Here is a 19,328-nt window from a genome sequence, read left to right on the forward strand (position 1 = left end):
GGAGACGGGCCTCACGCATGTTCCGGGGCCGGGGCCGGGGCCCTACTGGCCCTTGGCGGCGTCCTGCTGCTGCTTCTTCTCCTCGGCGTCCTCGATGACCGCCTCGGCGACCTGCTGCATGGACATGCGGCGGTCCATGGAGGTCTTCTGGATCCACCGGAACGCGGCCGGCTCGCTGAGCCCGTACTGGGTCTGCAGGATGCTCTTGGCCCGGTCCACGAGCTTGCGGGTCTCCAGGCGGAGCGAGAGGTCGGCGACCTCCTTCTCCAGCGCCTTCAGCTCGGCGAAACGGGAGACCGCCATCTCGATGGCGGGCACGACGTCGCTCTTGCTGAACGGCTTCACGAGGTACGCCATGGCCCCGGCGTCACGGGCCCGCTCGACCAGATCGCGCTGCGAGAACGCGGTCAGCATCAGCACCGGCGCGATGGACTCCTCCGCGATCTTCTCGGCGGCGGAGATCCCGTCCAGGACGGGCATCTTCACGTCGAGGATGACCAGGTCGGGCCGGTGCTCGCGCGCGAGCTCGACGGCCGTCTGCCCGTCCCCGGCCTCGCCGACGACGGCGTACCCCTCCTCCTCGAGCATCTCTTTCAGGTCCAGGCGGATGAGCGCCTCGTCCTCGGCGATGACGACGCGGGTCGTCAGCGGCGGAACGTGCGACTGGTCGGCGTCGGGCGTGGGCGTCGACTCGTGCTCGGCGGTCACGGGGGCTCCTTGTTGCAAGGCGATTCAGCTCCCCCGAGCCTACCTAGCTCCTGTATGTTTGTGACACGGAGGGTCTTAGGTATCCTTCGTTTCCAAGGGGCCCCGGTAGCCCAGCGGTAGAGGCGATGGATTCAAAACCCATTCAGCGTCGGTTCGAATCCGACCCGGGGTACTTCTCCTTTAGTTCCAAGGTCGCCAAGCGCATTTTGCGATCTTCACTCGTCACGGTGAACGAAACTTCGATTTACGGCCAACCGGACGATTGACGGCGAAGCTCCCGGGTGTGGAGCACAATCCTTCGATACGTGAAGAAGCAGTCTTGCTGCTACGCCGGGGCGTGACCAACCGGGTAGTGGCCGAGCACCTCGGCGTGCCGCGCGGCACCATCGGATGGTGGCGGCACGAGGACCGAAGACACCGCGGCGAGACCTACTTCCAGCCGACCGATTGCCCGAGGTGCACAGGCCGGGAATTCGATCAGCGCGCGTACGCCTACCTCTTGGGCCTCTACCTCGGTGACGGCCACATCATCTCGAAACGCAAGCAGCACCACCTGTCCATCTTCTGCGACGCGTCGCGGCCAGGGCTCATCGACGCCGCCGAGGAAGCGATGCACCTCGTCATGCATCAGCCCAGGGTGGGGCGACGCCTCAGGCAGGGCTGCGTGGAGGTCAAGTCGTACACGTGGCACTGGACATGCATGTTCCCGCAGCACGGGCCCGGCAAGAAGCACGAGCGCCGCATCGTCCTCGACGACTGGCAGCAGGAGATCCTCGATGCCCACCCGTGGGAGTTCATCCGGGGGCTCATCCACTCCGACGGATGCCGGACGATCAACTGGACCACGCGGATGGTCGGCGGCGAGCGGAAGCGGTACGAGTACCCGCGATACTTCTTCACCAACAAGTCGGACGACATCCGGAAGCTCTGTACCGACACGCTCACCAAGGTCGGCGTCCGGTGGACGATCCTGGCCCGGGGCAGCGACCCGTTCAACGTGTCCATCGCCCGCAAGGAATCCGTCGCGCTGATGGACGCCCACATCGGGCCCAAGTACTAGCCCCGCGCCTAAAGTGCCACTGTGAACGACAGCACCTATGACATACGGATCAGACCGGGCAGGCCGGAAGACGCGGCCGGCATTCTGGGGATGCTCGACGCCGCGGTGGTCTGGATGAACCAGCGCGGCAATACCGAGCAGTGGGGCACGACGCCGTACTCGGAGCGGCCCGGCGGGCCGGCGCGGGTCGAGCGGTACACGACCGAGAACGCCCCCTACATCGCGGAGTTGGACGGGACACCCGTCGGAGCCCTGGTGCTGGATTCCGGGCCCAGCCCGCAGATGCCGATCGCGGCGGCCGGTGAACCCGAGCGGTACGTCCGGCTGCTGGTGTCCGACCGGCGGTACGCGGGTCTGGGCATCGGGGCGGCGCTGCTGGCCCATGCCGTCGAGGAGGCCCGGCGGGCCGGGGTGGGCTTGCTGCGGGTGGACTGCTGGGCGGGTGGCGGGGGCGCTCTGGTCGCGTTCTACGAGCGCAACGGCTTCACCTCGACCGAGCGTTTCCTGTCCGGGGACTGGCCGGGGCAGGTGCTGGCCCGGCGGGTCGGTTAGGGAAGGTCGCCGTTGCCGCCGAGGTTGGCTACGAGGCGGCGCAGGACGTCGATGGTGGCCGCGTAGGCCGCGTCGTCGATGCCTTCCCGCATGCGGGCGTGGACCTTGGCGTTGCGGTCGCGGGCGCGGAGGCGGCCGGCTTCGCCCTGGTCCGTGAGGGTCAGGGTGTCGTCGGTTTCGGTGAGCCAGCCGCGGGCTTCGAGGTCGGCGAAGAGGGCCTCGAAGTCGGTGTCCTGGTCGTCGTAGGGGGCCAGCTTCGTGGTGAGGGCGGCGCGGGTCCACTCTCCGGGGGCGCCGGCGATGTGGTTGAGGGCCCACCAGTGGGGCTGGGTGAGGTCCTCCTCGGCGAGGGCGGCGCGGAGGCCGCCTATGGCGAGGTTGGCGGCTTCGCGGGTCCAGTAGCCGGTGGGCTGGGCGGCGAGCTGGTTTTGGGGGTATTCCTTGATCGACATGTTGTTGACCGTAGGACCTGAAGTCAGGTTGAGGTCAAGGCGTTCGATGAAGGGGACTGTGTGATGAGTGAGAAGGCCCGGAAGCTGTTCGAGGCGTTGGATTTGAACGCGGATGGTGAGCTGACCCGGCTGGAGGTGATCTCGGCGTTGCGGTCGAAGGGGCCGACGCTCGCTGCCCAGGGGGTTCTGCCGTTTTGGGGTGTGGGGGATGTGGACGCTTCGTCGGCGTTGTTCGATGCGGCGGACGCGAACGGGGATGCGGTGTTGACGTTCGAGGAGTTCGCGGCCGTGGTGGATCGGCGGTTCGGCTGGTAGTGCCTCATGGGCGGCGCGTGAGGCCGTTCAGGATGGTGGTGACGTGGGCTTCGGCGTCTGCCGGGTCGAGGGGGGCGTGGGCGATGAGGAGGCGGTACCAGAAGGGGCCGAAGATCAGGTCGGTGGCGTGGTCGAGGTCGGTGTCGGCGGGGATTTCTTCGCGGGTGATGGCGCGGGTGAGGAGGGTGGTGACGAGTTCGCGGCGGGTTTGGACCCAGGCGCGGAAGGGTTGGGCGAAGGCGGGGTCGAGTTGGGCTTCGGCCATGAGGCCGGTGAGGGCTTTGGTGCGGACGGGGTCGTTGCCGATGCGGTAGAGGTCGGTGACGAAGGCGGTGAGGTCGCCGGTGAGGGTGCCGGTGTCGGGTTCGGGGACGCGGGTGGCGGTTTCGTGGGCGTAGGCGTCCATGACGAGGGCGGGTTTGGATTTCCACCAGCGGTAGACGGTGCTTTTGGCGACGTTGGCGCGTTTGGCGACGCCTTCGATGGTGAGGGCGCCGTAGCCGTTTTCGACGAGTAGTGCTGCGGTGGCTTCGAGGACGGATTGGTGGGCGTCTTCGTTGCGGAGGCGGCCGCCCGTTCGGGGCGTGGGGTTCTGGGGAGTGGTTGACACGTCATCACGATAGCCCTACCTTTAATCGAAACGCTGCGTAGCGTTTCGATAGATCGAGATGGTGGGGGACAGTCATGAGCAGGATCGTGATCGCGCACGGGTACGGGATGAGCAGTGGCGAGCATTGGTACGGGTCCGTGGTGCAGGAGTTCTCCGGCGAGGGGCACGAGGTGCGGGTGCCGGACTTCCCGGAGCCGTTCGCGCCGGAGGCGGGCGCGTGGCTGAAGGGTTTGCGCGCGGAGACGGAGGGGGCTCCGGCCGGTGAGACCGTGCTGGTGGGACACAGTCTGGGCGGGGTGAATGTGGTGCGTCTGCTGCAGGAGCACGACACTGAGGCCGAGGGGGCGTTCGCGGGGGTGGTGTTCGTGGCGTCGATGTCCGGCGAGGTGGGTTATGACGCTCTGGCGCCGTTCTTCTCGTCTGAGTTCGACTGGGCGAGGATCCGTGGGGCGGCGCGGGGGTTCCGGGTGTTGCATGCGGCCGATGACCCGGTGACCGGGGCGAAGACCTCGGAGCACGTGATGCGGTTCGTGTCGGAGCTGGGGGCGACGGCGCGGGTGACCGCGTCGGGCGGGCATTTCCCCAGTACGGGTGAGAGCCTGTTGGAGCTGCCCGACGCGGTGCGTCTTATACGTGAGGTGCTGTAGCCGCAGTGGCTGCGGGTGGTCAGCGGACGGCGTCGCCGATGTGGTGGATGCGGACCAGGTTGGTGGATCCGCTGACGCCGGGGGGTGAGCCGGCGGTGATGACGACGATGTCGCCGGGGACGCAGCGGCCGATGCGCAGGAGTTCTTCTTCGACCTGGGCGACCATGGCGTCGGTGGAGTCGACGTGGGGGCCGAGGAAGGTTTCGACGCCCCAGGTGAGGTTGAGCTGGGAGCGGGTGGCGGGGTCGGGGGTGAAGGCGAGGAGGGGGATGGGTGAGCGGTAGCGGGAGAGCCGGCGGACGGTGTCTCCGCTCTGGGTGAAGGCGACGAGGAATTTGGCGTCGAGGAAGTCGCCCATTTCGGCGGCGGCTCGGGCCACGGCTCCGCCTTGGGTGCGGGGCTTGTTGCGCTCGGTGAGGGGCGGGAGGCCCTTGGCGAGGATGTCCTCTTCGGCGGCTTCGACGATGCGGGACATGGTGCGGACGGTTTCGACGGGGTATTTGCCGACGCTGGTTTCACCCGAAAGCATCACGGCGTCGGTGCCGTCGATGACGGCGTTGGCGACGTCGGAGGCTTCGGCGCGGGTGGGCCGGGAGTTGTCGATCATCGAGTCGAGCATCTGGGTGGCGACGATGACGGGTTTGGCGTTGCGCTTGGCGAGTTTGATGGCTCGCTTCTGGACGATCGGGACCTGTTCCAGGGGCATTTCGACGCCGAGGTCGCCGCGGGCGACCATGATGCCGTCGAAGGCGGCGACGATGTCGTCGATGTTGTCGACGGCCTGGGGCTTTTCGACCTTGGCGATGACGGGGAGGCGGCGGCCTTCCTCGTTCATGATGCGGTGGACGTCGTCGATGTCGCGGCCGCTGCGGACGAAGGAGAGGGCGATGACGTCGGCGCCGATGCGCAGGGCCCAGCGGAGGTCTTCGATGTCTTTTTCGGAGAGGGCGGGGACGGAGACGGCGACGCCGGGGAGGTTGAGGCCCTTGTGGTCGGAGACCATGCCGCCTTCGACGACGCGGGTGTGGACGCGGGGGCCGTCGACCGCGGTGACTTCGAGGGTGACGCGGCCGTCGTCGACGAGGATGCGTTCGCCGGTGGTGACGTCCTGGGCGAGGCCCTTGTAGGTGGTGCCGCAGGTGTGGCGGTCGCCTTCGTGGTCTTCGACGGTGATGGTGAACTCGTCGCCGCGTTCAAGGAGTACGGGTCCTTCGCGGAAGCGGCCGAGGCGGATCTTCGGGCCTTGAAGGTCGGCGAGGATCCCGACGCTGCGGCCGGTCTCGTCGGCGGCCTTGCGTACGCGCTGGTAGCGCTCTTCGTGTTCGGCGTAGGTGCCGTGGCTGAGATTGAAGCGGGCGATGTCCATTCCGGCTTCGACCAGGGCTTTGATCTGGTCGTATGAGTCGGTGGCGGGGCCCAGGGTACATACGATTTTCGCTCGGCGCATGAGGCGAGCGTATTCCCCTACCAGGCAGTAGGAAATTGGTTCCGGGTGTCCACTCAACAACCTTTGGGCAAAAGCTTGTTGACAATTGTTGAATGTGCATGGGGGTGCTCTGATGAGCACCCCCGGGGTGCCGATTCCGCAGTTTTTCAGAGTTGCGGAGGGGTCATGGTGAAGCGGGCGTTCACCTGGGCGTAGACGGTCTGGCGCTGTGGTTCGAGGTCGAGGGGCGGGGGGCCGGCGTCCTCGGCGGCGCTGAAGGCCATGGTGCGCATTCCGGCGCCGGGGGCGGGCTGGAAGGGGGCGGCGTTCTCGGCTCCGAGGTCGGCGAGTTCGACGAGGGCGGCGAGGCGGGCGCCGAGTGCTTCGGCGTATTCGCGGGCGCGCTGGACGGCTTCGAGTACGGCTTGGCGGCGGGCTTCGCCGTGGGCGGGCGAGGTGGGGCGCAGGGCCCACCAGGGGCCGTCGACCTCGGTGAGTTCGAGGTCGGCGAGGCGGGTGGTGAGTTCGCCGAGGGTGGTGAAGTCGTTGAGCTCGGCGGTGATGTGGACGCGGCCGTGGTAGGCGCGGATGCGTTCGCCGCGGCCGTGGCGGGTGAGTTCGGGGGTGATGGAGAAGGAGCCGGTTTCGAGTTTCTCGACGGGGTCGCCGTAGCCCTTGACGAGGTCGAGGACGGTGTTGTTGCGGCGGGTGAGGTCGTCGAGTGCGGTGCGCCGGTCGGTGCCGCGGGCGCTGACGGTGATGCCGATGCGGGCGATCTCGGGGTCGACTTCGATGCGGGCTTCGCCGCGGACGGCGACGCGGGGTACCTCGGGGGTTCCGTAGGGCTGGTGCGATGCGTGCGATGCGTCCTGGGTCATGGTTTCACTCTCGCACTGTCGCTCGTACCGGTCCGGTCATCGGATCGAAACCCGGGCGGGGTGTTGCTGCTTGTTACCGATGGGTCAGAATCTACGCGCGTTGTTGAGCTCACAAGGGGAGATGGCATGGCGTTCGACCGTAGGGCGTTTCTGGGGACCACGGCCGCGACAGGTGCGGCCGTTGCGTTGGCGGGGGCCACGAGCACCCCGGCCGCCGCTCAGGCCGGGTCGGGGAAGCCGCAGCCGCGGACGTACTCGTTCACGGTGATGGGCACGACCGATCTGCACGGGAATGTCTTCAACTGGGACTATTTCACGGACAAGGAGTTCGACGACAAGGCGCACAACGACGTGGGTCTGGCGAAGATCTCCACGCTGGTGAAGCAGGTGCGGGCGGAGAAGGGGCGGTGCAACACGCTGCTGATCGACGCGGGTGACACGATCCAGGGCACGCAGCTTTCGTACTACTACGCCAAGGTGGACCCGATCACCGCGCGGCGGGGTCCGGTGCATCCGATGGCCCAGGCGATGAACGCGATCGGCTACGACGCGGCGGCGCTGGGGAACCACGAGTTCAACTACGGCATTCCGGTGCTGCGCAAGTTCGAGCAGCAGTGTGACTTCCCGCTGCTGGGGGCGAACGCGCTGGATGCGAAGACGCTGCGGCCGGCGTTCGCGCCGTACAGCATGCACCGGCTGCGGACCCCGCACGGGCCGGATGTGAAGGTGGCGGTGCTGGGGCTGACGAACCCGGGGATCGCGATCTGGGACAAGGCCAATGTCCAGGGGAAGATGACCTTCCCGGGGCTGGAGGAGCAGGCGGCGAAGTACGTGCCGAAGCTGCGTTCGATGGGCGCCGACGTGGTGATCGTGTCCGCGCACTCGGGGTCGAGCGGGACGTCCTCGTACGGGGATCAGCTGCCGTACATCGAGAACGCGGCCGGGCTGGTGGCGGAGCAGGTGCCGGGGATCGACGCGATCCTGGTGGGGCACGCGCACACGGAGATCCCCGAGTACCGGGTGAAGAACAAGGCGACCGGCAAGGACGTGGTGCTGTCGGAGCCGCTGAAGTGGGGGCAGCGTCTGACGCTGTTCGACTTCCAGCTGGTGTGGGCGAAGGGCCGCTGGTCGGTGGCGCAGGTGTCGGCGAAGGTGCTGAACTCGAACACGGCGGTGGAGGACCCGGAGATCACGGGGCTGCTGTCGGACGAGCACCGCAAGGTCGTGGCGTACGTGAACCAGGTGATCGGCACCTCGACGCAGGCGATGTCCTCGGCGGACGGGCCGGTCAAGGACGTGGCGATCATCGATCTGATCAACCATGTCCAGGCGGAGACGGTGAAGGCGGCCCTCTCGGGTACGGAGTGGGCGGCGCTGCCGGTGGTGTCGCAGGCCTCGTGCTTCTCGCGGACGGCGTCGATCCCGGCGGGTCAGGTGACGATCAGGGACGCGGCGGGCCTGTACCCGTTCGAGAACACGCTGGAGGCGCGGCTGCTGACCGGTGCGCAGTTGAAGGACTATCTGGAGTACTCGGCGCGGTACTACGTGCGGACCGCCCCGGGTGATGTGGTGGATCCGGCGAAGCTGACGAACTCCGAGAGCATTCCGGACTACAACTACGACGCCGTGTACGGGTTCACGTACGACATCGACATCGCGCAGCCGGTCGGTTCGCGGATCACGGGGCTGTCGTTCCAGGGGAAGCCGGTGGATCCGGCGGGGCAGTTCGTGCTCGCGGTGAACAACTACCGGGCGTCGGGGGGCGGGAACTTCCCGCACGTGCCGCAGGCGAAGCAGCTGTGGGCGAATTCGGACGAGATACGCAACACGATCATCCAGTGGGTGAAGGCGAAGGGGACGGTGGATCCGGCGCAGTTCGCGGCGGTGGACTGGCGGCTGACCCGGGCGGGTACGCCGGTCTTCTAGTCGGGGTACCCGTGTGGACGGGGGCCGGGGTCCGCTGTGGCGGGCCCCGGCCCCTTGCGGGTTGAGGGGGCGGTGCGCACGAGGTGGGCCGGTATGGCGGCGACCCTGGCGCCGGGGGTGGGGCGGACACCCTCTAGGGGTGTTCGACCAGTGGGAGGAGGTCGACGGTCGGTTGGGGGCGGGTGTGTTCGCGTTGTTCGAGGCCGAAGGTGGTGAAGGCGGTGCGTTCGGGCTGGGGGTAGGGGTCTTTGCCCGTGAGGGTGTTGAGGATGGCGGCGCTGCGCCAGGCGGCGAGGCCGAGGTCGGGGGCTCCGACGCCGTGGGTGTGGCGTTCGCCGTTCTGGACGAAGATGCTGCCGGTGACGGCCGGGTCGGTGATCATCCGGTAGTGGTCGTCGATGCGGGGGCGGCCTGAGGAGTCCTTGCGCAGGTAGGGGTCGAGGCCTGCGAGGAGGCTGGTGAGGGGGCGTTCGCGGTAGCCGGTGGCGAGGACGACGGCGTCGGTGGTGAGGCGGGAGCGGGTGCCCTGTTCCACGTGTTCGAGGTGGAGTTCGACCTTGGTGGTGGCGACGCGGCCGGCGGTGCGGACGCTGACTCCGGGGGTGAGGACGGCGTCGGGCCAGCCGCCGTGGAGGGTGCGGCGGTAGAGCTCCTCGTGGATGGCGGCGATGGTGTCGGCGTCGATGCCCTTGTGGAGCTGCCATTGGGCGGGGACGAGCTTGTCGCGGACGGGTTCGGGGAGGCCGTGGAAGTAGCGGGTGTAGTCGGGGGTGAAGTGTTCCAGGCCGAGCTTGGAGTACTCCATGGGGGCGAAGGAGGGGGTGCGGGCGAGCCAGGTGAGGCGTTCGCGGCCGTGGGGGCGGGCGCGCAGGAGGTCGAGGAAGACTTCGGCGCCTGATTGGCCCGATCCGATGACGGTGACGTGTTCGGCGCCGATGATGCGTGCGCGGTTGTCGAGGTAGTCGGCGGAGTGGACGACGGGGACGGTGGGGGCGTCGACGAGGGGGCGCAGGGGTTCGGGGACGAAGGGGGCGGTGCCGACGCCGAGGGCGAGGTGGCGGGTGTAGGTGCGGCCGAGGGCTTCGGCTTCGCCGTCGGTGTCGAGTTCGGTGAAGTCGACTTCGAAGAGGTCGCGTTCGGGGTTCCAGCGGACGGCGTCGACCTGGTGGCCGAAGTGGAGGCCGGGCAGGCGGCCGGCGACCCAGCGGCAGTAGGCGTCGTATTCGGCGCGCTGGATGTGGAACTGCTCGGCGAAGTAGAAGGGGAAGAGCCGTTCCTTGTGCTTGAGGTAGCTGAGGAAGCTCCAGGGGCTGGCCGGGTCGGCGAGGGTGACGAGATCGGCGAGGAAGGGGACTTGGAGGGTGGCTCCGTCGATGAGCAGGCCGGGGTGCCAGCGGAAGTCGCGGCGCTGGTCGTAGAAGGCGGTGGCGAGTTCGCCCGCTCCTAGGTGCGGCAGGCCGTGGGCGAGGGCGGCGAGGGAGAGGTTGAAGGGTCCGATGCCGATTCCGACGAGGTCGTGGGGTGCATCGAGCTGGGCGGTCATCGGTGGGTGCTGCCTTCCAGGAGGGTGACGAGGGTGTCCAGGTCCCGCGCGGTGGCGTGGGGGTTGAGCAGGGTGGCTTTGAGCCAGAGGCGGCCGTCGGCGTGGGTGCGGCCGAGGACGGCGCGGCCTTCGTGGAGCAGGGTGCGGCGCAGGGTGGCGACCTGGGTGTCGTCGGCGTGGGTGGGCCGGAAGAGCACGGTGGTGAGGGTGGGCGGGGAGTGGAGTGTGAAGCGGGGGTGGGTGTCGAGGAGCCGGGCGAGGTGTTGGGCGAGTGCGCAGGTGTGGTCGATGAGGCGGGCTAGTCCGTCGCGGCCGAGTGAGCGCAGGGTGGTGGCGATCTTGAGGGCGTCGGGGCGGCGGGTGGTGCGCAGGGAGCGGCCGAGGAGGTCGGGCAGGCCGGCTTCGGTGTCGTCGGTGGCGTTGAGGTAGTCGGCCTGGTGGGCGAGGGGGGCGAGCAGGGCGGTGTCGGGGACGGCGAGGAGTCCGGCGGCGACGGGCTGCCAGCCGAGTTTGTGCAGGTCGACGGTGAGGGAGTGGGCGCGGGCGAGGCCGTCGACTGTGGTGCGGTGGCGGGGGCTGAGGGCGAGGAGGCCGCCGTATGCGGCGTCGATGTGGAGGTCGGCGCCGTAGCGGTCGCAGAGGTCGGCGATGCGGTGGAGGGGGTCGATGAGTCCGGCGTCGGTGGTGCCGGCGGTGGCGGTGACGAGGACGGGGCCGGGGGTGGCGGCGAGGGCCTCGGCGAGGGTGGCGGGGTCGAGGGTGCCGGTGGGGGTGGGGAGGGCGCGGGCGGGCGGGAGGCCGAGGAGCCAGGCGGAGCGCGGGATGGAGTGGTGGGCGTTGGCGCCGTGCAGGACGGTGAGGCCGGGTCCGTGGCGTTCGCGGGCGAGGAGGAGGGCGAGCTGGTTGGCTTCGGTGCCGCCGGTGGTGACGAGGGCGTCGGGGTGGGGGGCGTCGGGGTAGAACTCGGCGGCGAGGGTGCGGGTGAGGAGGGCCTCGATGGTGGCGGCGGCGGGGGCCTGGTCCCAGGAGTCGAGGGAGGGGTTGAGGGCGGAGGCGGCGAGGTCGGCGGCGGCCGCGACGGCGAGCGGCGGGCAGTGCAGGTGGGCGGCGCAGAGGGGATCGGCGGGGTCGGCCGCGCCGGCGGCGAGGGTGTGCACGAGGGTCCGGAGCGCTTCGTGATCGCCGTGGCCCTTTTCGGGGAGTACGTCGCCCAGCGCGGCCTGGACGCGGGCCGCGAGCGCGTCGGGGCCGCCGGCCGGAATGGGCCCGCCGCGCTCCTGGGCTCCGGTGTGCAGGGCGTCCAGGACGGTGTCGAGGAGGGGCCGCAGGGCTTCGGCGCCGTGGAGGCCGCCGGCGAGCGGGGGCGGTGTGCCGGGCGGCTCTGTCATGCGGGGTCCTCCGGAGGCTGGGGCGGGCTGGGTGGCTGCGCTTCGGCTGCGCCGGGGCTGGGCTGGGCGGTGCGGTGCGGGGCTGGGCTGGGCTGGGCGGTGCGGGCACCCGGCCGGTACAACGATCAGACCCGAATGGGGTAACCGCCGGGGTTTGTCCGGATCGCCTACCTGCCGGTTCCCTGCGGGGGCGGCGGCGGGGGCGGGGGCGGGGGCGGGGCATGCGGGTGCGGCGCCGCTGCCGGGGCTCCGCCCCGGACCCCGCGCCTCAAACGCCGGCGAGGCTGGATGTGCCCGCGCCTCGAACGCCAGTGAGGCTGGATGTGCCCCGTGCCTCGAACTCCCCCAGCTACCGCTGGGAGGTGCCCCCAGGCGAGGCTGGATGTGACGCCGGTGGGGCCGGAGGGGACCCGGAGCGCCGGTGGGGTCGGATGTCAGACTCGATCTTCATGAGCGATTGGTTCTTGCAGCAGGGGCACGGGGTTCGGTTCGAGTGGGGGCCCGCCGGTGCGAGGGAGTTGGCGGCGGGTGGCGGCTGCCTGGTGGTGGTCGACGTGCTGTCGTTCACGACGGCGGTGAGCGTGGCCGTCGAGGCGGGCACCCGGGTCTTCCCCTATGGCTGGCGGGACGAGACGGCGGTCGCCTTCGCGCGGAGCAAGTCGGCGGCGCTGGCCGTAGGGCGGAGCGCCGCGAGCCCGGCCTCTCCGTGGTCGCTGTCTCCCGCGGCGCTCCGGCGGGCCCCGTATGCGCCCCGGCTCGTGCTGCCCTCGCCCAACGGATCCGCCATCTCCGCGGCGGCGGGCGATGCCACGGTGGTGGCGGCCTGTCTGCGCAACGCCAAGGCGGTCGGGCAGTGGCTGGCCGGGCACGGTTACGGGACGGCGGAGCGGCCCGTCCTGGTGGTCGCGGCCGGTGAGCGGTGGCCCGACGGGGGGCTGCGGCCGGCGCTGGAGGATCTGCTGGGTGCGGGGGCGGTCATCGCCGCCCTGGCCTCGCAGGGCGTCGGCTCCCTGTCCCCCGAGGCCGCTGCCGCCCGGGGCTGTTTCACGCAGACCGCCGATGTCGCCGGGGCGGTGGCCGGCTGTTCCTCGGGGATCGAGCTGGCCCGGGGCGGGTTCGCCGACGACGTGGCCGTCGCTGCCGAGCTCGACGCGAGCGCGGTCGTGCCCGTACTCGCCGACGGGGCCTTCGCGCAGGGCGCCGACGTCCCGTAGGCCGCCGGCGCCCGCCCCTCGGTGGGGCGGGCGCCGGTCGGATCAGGAGGTGCGGACGCGCAGGGCGCGGGCGAGGTCGTCGAGCTGGTCGACGAGCTTGCGGCGGAGCAGGGGGAGGATCTCCGGGTCCTCCAGGCAGGAGCGTCCGGCCTGGAGGTTGATCTCGTCGATGGCGTAGGCGGGGAAGGCCCAGCGGCCGGCGGCCTCGGCGATGGCGGGGCCGCGGCGGGCGCCGAGGGCGACGGCCTCCGGGTAGAAGCGGGTCACGTACTCCCGTACGAGGTCGGCCTGTTCGGGCTGCCAGAAGCCCTGGGCGGTGGCGCTGAAGAGGTAGTTGGAGAGGCTGTCGTCGTGGAAGAGGCGCTGCCAGGCGGCGGCCTTGGCCTCCGCCGAGGGGAGCGCGGCGCGGCAGCGGGCGGCGCCTTCCTCGCCGGTGGCGCTGGGGTCGGCGGCGAGGGCGGCGTCGATGTCCCGCTCGCCGACGGCGCCGAGGACGGCGAGGCGGGCCAGGATGCGCCAGCGCAGTTCGGGGTCGAGCTCGGGGCCGCCGGGGACGGTGTCGTCGGCGAGCCAGGCGGCGATGGTGTCGGGCTGGGTGGCGCTGTCGACGAGGGTGCGGACGGCGGTGAGCCGCAGGCCGGGCTCGGAGCCGTCCTCGGTGCGCCGCAGCAGGTCGCGGGCGATGGAGGTGATGGTGGCCAGGGCCGCCGGCCGCTCCTCGGGAGCGACGTAGCGCACGGCGACCTGGTGGCGGGCGAAGGCGAGGACGCCCTGGACGACGGCCAGGTCGCGTTCCTGGTGGAGGTGGGCGGCGGCGGTCATCAGGTAGGTCTCCGGCTCCAGTTCTCCGTCGCGGACCATGTCGCGCAGGGAGTTCCAGACGACGGCGCGGGTGAGCGGGTCGGGGATGCCGGAGAGGCTGCTGAGGGCGGTTGCGACGGAGGTGTCGTCGAGGCGGACCTTGGCGTAGGTGAGGTCGGCGTCGTTGAGGACGAGGAGGGCGGGGCGCGGGCCGCTCGCGGAGACGATGTCGCCGGAGGGGACGTCGAGGTCGAGGAGTTCGCGCAGTTCCAGGATGTGGGCGTCGACGGGGTCGTGGTCGTAGAGGCCGACGGCGATGTGGTGGGGGCGGCTGCCGCGGCGGTCGACGGTGAGGGTCCAGCCCTCGGGGGCCTCCTCGATCTGCGGGGTGAGGGTGTCGATGCCGGTGGTGCGCAGCCAGATGTCGGCCCAGGCGTGGACGTCGCGTTCGGTGTGGGCGGCGAGGGAGTCCACGAAGTCGGCGAGGGAGGCGTTGGCGAACTTGTGGCGGGCGAAGTGGGTGTTGATGCCGGCGAGGAAGTCCTTCTCGCCGAGCCAGGCGACGAGCTGGCGCAGGGCGGAGGCGCCCTTGGCGTAGGAGATGCCGTCGAAGTTGAGGAGGGCGGAGGCGGTGTCGGGGACGTCCTCGGGGGCGGGGGCGACGGGGTGGGTGGAGGGCCGCTGGTCGGCGTCGTAGCCCCAGGGCTTGCGCTCCATGCCGAATTCGGTCCAGGTGCCGGTGAAGCGGGTGGCTTCGGTGAGGGTCTGGTAGCCCATGTACTCGGCGAAGGACTCGTTCAGCCAGATGTCGTCGAACCAGGCGAGGGTGACGAGGTCGCCGAACCACATGTGGGCCATCTCGTGCGCGATGACCATGGCGCGGCGCTGGCGTTCGGTGTCGGTGACGGCGGAGCGGAAGATGAACTCGTCGCGGAAGGTGACGAGGCCGGGGTTCTCCATGGCGCCGGCGTTGAACTCGGGGACGAAGGCCTGGTCGTAGGAGTCGAAGGGGTACGGCTCGGTGAACTTCTCGTGGTAGCGGTCGAAGCAGGCCGTGGTGATGGAGAGGATCTCTCCGGCGTCGGCGTCCAGGTGGGGGGCCAGGGACTGGCGGCAGTGGATGCCGAAGGGCAGTCCGGCGTGCTCGGTGCGGACGCTGTGCCAGGGGCCTGCGGCGAAGGCGGCGAGGTAGGTGGAGATGACGGGGGTGGCGGCGGACTGCCAGATGCCGGCGCCGTCCGTGTCCCGGTCGGCGAGGCGCGTGGTGATGCCGTTGGCGAGGACGCTCCAGTGCGCGGGGGCGGTGATCGTGAACTCGAAGACGGCCTTGAGGTCGGGCTGGTCGAAGGCGGGGAAGACCCGCTGGACGTCGTCCAGGAACATCTGGGTGTAGACGTACGTCTCCCCGTCCGCGGGGTCGGTGAAGCGGTGCAGGCCCTCGCCGGTGCGGGAGTAGCGCATGCGGGCGTCGATGTGCAGCTCGTGGGGGCCGGGGGTGAGGCCGGTGAGCGGGAGGCGGTTGCCGTCGAGGGAGGCCGGGTCGAGGGGGTGGCCGTCGAGGGCGACGGAGCGCAGGACGTCCGGTTTCAGCTCCAGGAAGGTGTCTCCGGCGGTGCGGGCGGTGAACCGGATGACGGTGGTGGAGTCGAAGGTGTCGTCGCCGACGGTGAGGTCGAGGCGGACGGCGTAGTGGTGGACGTCGAGGAGCTGTGCTCGGAGCTGCGCTTCGTTGCGCGTCATTGCGGACATGGGGCCCATGCTGCCTGACCGCTGCGCTGGGCTGTAGGCCGTCCCCGGGCGGTGCCGGACCCGGAGCCGCCGTGCCGGGCGGCGGCCGTGCCGGGCGGCGGCCGTGCCGGGCGGCGGCCGTGCCGGGCGGCGGCCGTGCGCGGGGTCTCTCCGGAGTGTCTCCTCGTCCTCGCGCACCAAGCCTTGTCTCGGCGTTCAGGGTGGTTGCGCGCTCGTCCTGCGGGGACCCTCCTGCGCGCCCCCGCACACGGCCGCCGCCCGGCCCGGCGGGGCCCGAGGGTCGGGGGGCCCGAGGTCAGGGGCCGTCGACATGGCGCAAGTGCCGCGGCGGTGACCTGGGGGCGGGCCTGGCCCCGCCGGGCGGGCGGGGGCTGGGCGGCGCCGGATCCGGGGCTGTTACTGCTCGCCCGCGGCGATGGTCTCGTGGTGGCGGATGACCTCGGCGATGATGAAGTTGAGGAGCTTCTCGGCGAAGGCCGGGTCGAGCTTGGCGTTCTCGGCGAGCTGGCGGAGCCGGGCGATCTGGCTGGCCTCGCGGCCGGGGTCGGCCGGGGGCAGGTGGTGCCGGGCCTTGAGGTGACCGACCTGCTGGGTGCACTTGAAGCGCTCGGCGAGCATGTGGACCACGGCCGCGTCGATGTTGTCGATGCTGTCCCGCAGGCGGGCGAGCTCGGCGGTGACGGCCTCGTCGGTCTCGTCGATGTCGCTGTTGTTCATGGTTCCCGAGAATACGTGGCGCAGGCGGGTGGTCGTCGGGCCAGTCGGCCAGTGAGACGGATACCGGCCGGGGCGCTCCCCTCCTCCCCTTACAGGGGCAGGGTCGCGGTGACCAGCCAGCCGCCTTCCGGGGCGGGGCCGGCGGTGAGGGAGCCGCCGAGGGCCTCGGCGCGTTCGGCCATGCCGGCCAGTCCGTAGCCGCCGCCGCGGGCGTTCTCGGAGAGTCTGGCGGGGCGTCCGCCGTCGTCGGCGATGCGGACCTCCAGGCCGGCGGGGACGGTGCGCAGCCCGATGCGGACCGCGGTGGCGGTCGCGGCGTGCTTGCCGATGTTGGTGAGGGCCTCCAGGACGATGCGGTGGGCGGTGGCGGCGACGTGGGCGGGCAGGCGGTCCTCCAGGCCCGCCTCCACGTACAGGACGACGGGCGGGCCGGTGACGGAGAAGCGTTCGGTGAGCACGCGGATGTCGGCGAGGCCGGCGACGGGGCTGGTGCCGCCGCCGGGGGTCTCGGCGCCGCCCGGGCCGCCCGGACCGTCGGTCTCGCGGAGGATCGTGACGAGGCGGCGCATGGAGCCGAGGGCCTCGTCGCCGGCGTTCTCGATCCGGCCGAAGATCTCGCCGGCGCGTTCGGCGGAGACCTTGGTGAAGCGGGCGGCGCGCGCCTCGACGACGATGCCGGTGACGTGGTGGGCGACGAGGTCGTGGAGCTCGCGGGCGAGCTCCAGGCGTTCGGCGGTGCGTACGGCGCGCAGTTCGCGCACGCGCTGGGCGGCCTGGAGGCGCAGGAGGAGGGAGTACGCCGCGACGACGACGGCCAGGACGGAGAAGAGGAGGGTGAACCGGCCGGGGTCGGTGTCCCGGACGGGCACGGCCGTGCAGCCGAGGCCGAGGAGGGGGCCGAGGACGGCGGCGGTCCGGGCGGGGGCGCGCAGCAGGACCTGGGTGAGGAGGACGAGGAGGGCCACGGCCTCGCCGCCGCCCCAGACGACGATGGGGTGGTTGCCGAAGATGAGGAGGAGGGTGGCGGTCCAGGTGACGGCGGCGGCGAACCAGGCGCGGGTGAGGAGGGGGATGCGGGGCCAGGGCGCTGCGCTGAGGCACACGAGGATGCCGGACACCCAGACGGTGGCGTGCGGGAGGCTGGGCCGGCGGGCCAGGACGACGCCCTCGAAGGTGACGAGGGCGAGGAGGACGAGGGAGAGGCAGAGGCGGGCCCAGTTGGCGGTGTGGGGGTTGCGGCGGGCCCAGCCGGAGAGGGGGCTCATGGGGTCTTCCCGCTGCGCGGGGGGCTGGGCGTACGGGTTCCCGTGGCGGTGGGGGTGTGCGGCGTCGGGGCGGCTGCGCCGCGGCTTCCCGGGGCTCCGCCCCGCACCCCGCGCCTCAATCGCCGGCGGGGCTGGATTTGGCGGTCCGCAGCCCCGGAGTGGGGCGAGAGGCACCGCAGCAGGGCTCCTGCGGACCGGCCTCCTGGGGCTCCGCCGCGCCTCAAACGCCGGCGGGGCTGGATGTGGCGGGGCCGGGTGGTCCGGTGCGGGTCACCGATCGGGGCTCCGCCCCGCACCCCGCGCCTCAAACTCCCCCGGCTACCACTGGGAGGTACCCCCAGGCGAGGCTGGAATTGCCCGGCCCGGACCCTCAGGCGAGGCTGCAGGTTCACGCCGTTGCGGCGGCCAGGCCGCTTTCCCAGGCCCAGGCGGCGATTTCGACGCGGTTGCGGGCGTCGAGTTTGGCCTGGACGTTGGCCAGGTGGGTTTTGACCGTGGACAGGGAGACGAAGAGCTCGCCGGCGATCTCGGCGTTGGTCAGGCCGCGGGCGAGGCAGCGGACGACCTCGCGTTCCCGGTCGGTCAGGGGTTCGACGGGGCGGCGGGCCGCCTGGGCGGCGGGGGTGCGCGGGGCCATCTCGCGCAGCAGGCGGACGGTGATGGCCGGGGAGACCAGGGAGTCGCCTACGGCGGCCGCGCGGACCGCTTCAACCAGCATGGCCGGGCTGGCGTCCTTCAGGAGGAAGCCGGATGCTCCGCCGTGGAGCGCCGCGTGGACGTACTCGTCGAGGTCGAAGGTGGTGACGATGACGATGCGTGGTGTGTCGTTGCCCGAGGTGCCCGTGGTGCCCGAGGTGCCCCTGGTGGCGGAGAGGCGGCGGGTCACTTCCAGGCCGTCGAGCTTCGGCATGCGGATGTCGAGGAGGAGGACGTCCGGGCGGTGTTCGGCGACGGCGGCCAGTGCGGCCTCGCCGTCGACCACGTCGGCGACGACCTCGATGTCCGGCTGGCTTTCGAGGATCATCCGGAATCCGGTTCTGACCATCTCCTGGTCGTCCGCGATGACCACTCTGATCGCCATGCCCTGCCTGCCCCACTGTCGCCCGGTGCGTTCTGTCCATGGGACCGGCGCGTGCGGCGGCCCGCAACCGCAGCCGTGCTGCCCGTCAGCCGACGATACGTACATTTGGGGCATGGCGCCTCGTCCTTCCGGCCGGTTCCCGCCCGGCCGGAAGAACGGGGCGGTTCGGCTACAGGGTCGCCGCGGCGGCCTTGATCGCGGAGGCGAAGGTGGAGACCTCGGTGTAGACGCCGGGGTAGTCGGGCCGGGCGCAGCCTTCGCCCCAGCTGACGATGCCGACCTGGATCCAGGCTCCGGCGTTGTCGCGGCGGAACATGGGGCCGCCGGAGTCGCCCTGGCAGGTGTCGACGCCGCCCTCGTCGAGGAAGCCGGCGCAGATCTCCTCGTTCGGTACGAGGGAGGAGCCGTACGCGGCCTTGCAGGCGGCGTCGGAGACGAAGGGGACGGTGGCCTTCATGAGGTAGCGCTGCTGGCCGCCGCCCTCGCGGGTGGCGCCCCAGCCGGCGACGGTGAAGGTGCCGTTGTCGTAGGCCTTGGTGTCGGCGATCTTGAGGGTCGGGAGGTTGATGGGCCTGGCGAGCTTGATCAGCGCCCAGTCCTTGCCCGTGCCGTTGTAGCCGGGGGCCTGGAGGACCTTGGTGGACTTGACCTTGATGGCGCTGGAGCTGTTGAGGTCGACGACTCCGGCGGTGGCGGTGATGGAGGTGTTGTTGCCGGAGCCGTTCACACAGTGGGCGGCGGTGAGGACGATCTGCTGGGTGTAGAGGGCGCCGCCGCAGCCCATGGAGAGGCGCACCATGAAGGGGAACTCGCCCTGGGCGGCGCGGGTGCCGCCGACGACGGGCGCGGTGGAGGCGGTGGCGGAGCCGGGCTGGAGGCTGACGGCCGCGAGGGCGACCGCGCCGGCTGCCAGGGTGCGCTTCGCGAAGCGGGCAAGGGTGGTCACAGTCAACACACTGCCTTTCGTGGGGGGTTGGGCCGTGCGCGTCATCGGGT

Annotated in this window: 18 protein-coding genes and 1 tRNA gene; 7 read left to right on the forward strand and 12 right to left on the reverse strand. The window is 71.0% G+C overall.

Annotated features, from left to right (window positions below; translation table 11 throughout):
• Nucleotides 1-42: 42 nt before the first annotated feature.
• Nucleotides 43-708 (reverse strand): ANTAR domain-containing response regulator, encoded by a 666-nt coding sequence (locus ACFWBN_RS31880; RefSeq protein ID WP_382642087.1) that lies wholly within the window; start codon nt 706-708, stop codon nt 43-45.
• 99 nt (nt 709-807) lie between these two features.
• On the opposite strand from ACFWBN_RS31880, the gene ACFWBN_RS31885 reads away from it, so the two are divergent.
• From ACFWBN_RS31885 to ACFWBN_RS31895, 3 genes are all read left to right on the forward strand, one after another.
• Nucleotides 808-880: transfer RNA gene (locus tag ACFWBN_RS31885), tRNA-Leu, on the forward strand.
• Between the two features lie 147 nt (nt 881-1,027).
• Complete coding sequence (locus ACFWBN_RS31890) at nt 1,028-1,768, forward strand: helix-turn-helix domain-containing protein (RefSeq protein WP_385182604.1); 741 nt, start codon at nt 1,028-1,030, stop codon at nt 1,766-1,768.
• Between the two features lie 21 nt (nt 1,769-1,789).
• On the forward strand, nt 1,790-2,320 hold the full coding sequence (locus ACFWBN_RS31895; protein ID WP_385182607.1) for a GNAT family N-acetyltransferase: 531 nt from the start codon (nt 1,790-1,792) through the stop codon (nt 2,318-2,320).
• Here the strand turns inward: ACFWBN_RS31895 and ACFWBN_RS31900 are convergent.
• A complete protein-coding gene (locus ACFWBN_RS31900) occupies nt 2,317-2,772 on the reverse strand; it encodes a MarR family transcriptional regulator (RefSeq protein WP_385182610.1) in 456 nt (151 codons plus the stop codon). The two genes, ACFWBN_RS31895 and ACFWBN_RS31900, sit on opposite strands and share 4 nt — an antisense overlap.
• 63 nt (nt 2,773-2,835) lie before the next feature.
• On the opposite strand from ACFWBN_RS31900, the gene ACFWBN_RS31905 reads away from it, so the two are divergent.
• Nucleotides 2,836-3,087, forward strand: coding sequence for an EF-hand domain-containing protein (locus tag ACFWBN_RS31905; RefSeq protein ID WP_385182612.1), 252 nt, complete (start codon nt 2,836-2,838; stop codon nt 3,085-3,087).
• Nucleotides 3,088-3,091: 4 nt separating this feature from the next.
• Here the strand turns inward: ACFWBN_RS31905 and ACFWBN_RS31910 are convergent, their stop codons facing one another.
• A complete protein-coding gene (locus ACFWBN_RS31910) occupies nt 3,092-3,697 on the reverse strand; it encodes a TetR/AcrR family transcriptional regulator (protein WP_385182615.1) in 606 nt (201 codons plus the stop codon).
• 74 nt (nt 3,698-3,771) lie between these two features.
• On the opposite strand from ACFWBN_RS31910, the gene ACFWBN_RS31915 reads away from it, so the two are divergent.
• On the forward strand, nt 3,772-4,344 hold the full coding sequence (locus ACFWBN_RS31915; RefSeq protein WP_385182618.1) for an RBBP9/YdeN family alpha/beta hydrolase: 573 nt from the start codon (nt 3,772-3,774) through the stop codon (nt 4,342-4,344).
• Nucleotides 4,345-4,363: 19 nt separating this feature from the next.
• Here the strand turns inward: ACFWBN_RS31915 and pyk are convergent, their stop codons facing one another.
• Together pyk and ACFWBN_RS31925 are read right to left on the reverse strand one after the other, a co-directional pair.
• Entirely contained in the window at nt 4,364-5,791 is a 1,428-nt protein-coding gene (gene pyk, locus ACFWBN_RS31920) for a pyruvate kinase (RefSeq protein ID WP_385182621.1), read from the reverse strand.
• Between the two features lie 146 nt (nt 5,792-5,937).
• On the reverse strand, nt 5,938-6,648 hold the full coding sequence (locus tag ACFWBN_RS31925) for an SIMPL domain-containing protein (RefSeq protein ID WP_385182623.1): 711 nt from the start codon (nt 6,646-6,648) through the stop codon (nt 5,938-5,940).
• A gap of 126 nt (nt 6,649-6,774) precedes the next feature.
• On the opposite strand from ACFWBN_RS31925, the gene ACFWBN_RS31930 reads away from it, so the two are divergent.
• The gene (locus ACFWBN_RS31930) at nt 6,775-8,574 is read left to right on the forward strand and encodes a bifunctional metallophosphatase/5'-nucleotidase (protein ID WP_385182626.1); all 1,800 of its coding nucleotides are present in this window, start codon (nt 6,775-6,777) and stop codon (nt 8,572-8,574) included.
• 133 nt (nt 8,575-8,707) lie between these two features.
• Here the strand turns inward: ACFWBN_RS31930 and ACFWBN_RS31935 are convergent, their stop codons facing one another.
• Nucleotides 8,708-10,117: a lysine N(6)-hydroxylase/L-ornithine N(5)-oxygenase family protein gene (locus tag ACFWBN_RS31935; RefSeq protein ID WP_385182629.1), complete on the reverse strand. Its 1,410-nt coding sequence runs from the start codon at nt 10,115-10,117 to the stop codon at nt 8,708-8,710.
• On the reverse strand, nt 10,114-11,505 hold the full coding sequence (locus ACFWBN_RS31940; RefSeq protein ID WP_385182631.1) for a pyridoxal phosphate-dependent decarboxylase family protein: 1,392 nt from the start codon (nt 11,503-11,505) through the stop codon (nt 10,114-10,116). The genes ACFWBN_RS31935 and ACFWBN_RS31940 overlap by 4 nt, the downstream gene beginning before the upstream one ends.
• A 449-nt stretch (nt 11,506-11,954) precedes the next feature.
• On the opposite strand from ACFWBN_RS31940, the gene ACFWBN_RS31945 reads away from it, so the two are divergent.
• Nucleotides 11,955-12,719: a 2-phosphosulfolactate phosphatase gene (locus tag ACFWBN_RS31945; RefSeq protein ID WP_385182634.1), complete on the forward strand. Its 765-nt coding sequence runs from the start codon at nt 11,955-11,957 to the stop codon at nt 12,717-12,719.
• Between the two features lie 42 nt (nt 12,720-12,761).
• On the opposite strand, the gene pepN is transcribed toward ACFWBN_RS31945, so the two are convergent.
• The 5 genes from pepN to ACFWBN_RS31970 all read right to left on the reverse strand — a co-directional run bounded on the left by pepN (nt 12,762) and on the right by ACFWBN_RS31970 (nt 19,323).
• A complete protein-coding gene (gene pepN / locus ACFWBN_RS31950) occupies nt 12,762-15,269 on the reverse strand; it encodes an aminopeptidase N (RefSeq protein ID WP_385182637.1) in 2,508 nt (835 codons plus the stop codon).
• A 396-nt stretch (nt 15,270-15,665) separates the two neighbouring features.
• Nucleotides 15,666-15,986, reverse strand: coding sequence for a chorismate mutase (locus ACFWBN_RS31955; protein WP_385182639.1), 321 nt, complete (start codon nt 15,984-15,986; stop codon nt 15,666-15,668).
• Between the two features lie 89 nt (nt 15,987-16,075).
• A complete protein-coding gene (locus ACFWBN_RS31960) occupies nt 16,076-17,251 on the reverse strand; it encodes a sensor histidine kinase (protein ID WP_385182642.1) in 1,176 nt (391 codons plus the stop codon).
• A 388-nt stretch (nt 17,252-17,639) separates the two neighbouring features.
• Entirely contained in the window at nt 17,640-18,332 is a 693-nt protein-coding gene (locus ACFWBN_RS31965; protein WP_385182644.1) for a response regulator, read from the reverse strand.
• A 169-nt stretch (nt 18,333-18,501) separates the two neighbouring features.
• Entirely contained in the window at nt 18,502-19,323 is an 822-nt protein-coding gene (locus ACFWBN_RS31970; RefSeq protein WP_385182647.1) for a serine protease, read from the reverse strand.
• Nucleotides 19,324-19,328 lie beyond the last annotated feature (5 nt).

This window comes from Streptomyces sp. NPDC059989 (genome assembly GCF_042736975.1).
Lineage (GTDB): Bacteria > Actinomycetota > Actinomycetes > Streptomycetales > Streptomycetaceae > Streptomyces.